This is a genomic window from Xanthomonas sp. SHU 166 (assembly GCF_000364685.1).
GTDB classification, from domain to species: Bacteria; Pseudomonadota; Gammaproteobacteria; order Xanthomonadales; family Xanthomonadaceae; genus Xanthomonas_A; species Xanthomonas_A sontii.
On record NZ_AQOJ01000043.1, the window covers coordinates 1 to 314 of the forward strand.

1 pseudogene is annotated in these 314 nt (G+C 62.7%); it reads left to right on the top strand.

Annotated features, from left to right (window positions below):
* Positions 1-314, top strand: a pseudogene (locus D180_RS02055) (methyl-accepting chemotaxis protein); the annotation flags it as partial.

Below are 314 nucleotides of genomic sequence, written 5' to 3' on the forward strand. Positions count from 1 at the left end.
GGTCGGCGATCACATCGCCACCAAGAAGAAGGCGTTGGCCTGCGTCGCCGAGTTCGGTCGCGGCAATTTCGATGCGCCGCTGGAGACGCTGCCGGGCAAGAAGGTCTTCATCAACGAGATCATCGAGCAGGTGCGGCGCAACATGCAGGGGCTGATCGCGCAGATGAAGCACATGTCCGCGCAGCACGACGCCGGCGACATCGACGTGATGATCGAGAGCCACCGCTTCGAAGGCGATTTCCGCAGCATGGCCGACGGCATCAACCGCATGGTCGGCGACCACATCGCCACCAAGAAGAAGGCGATGGCCTGCA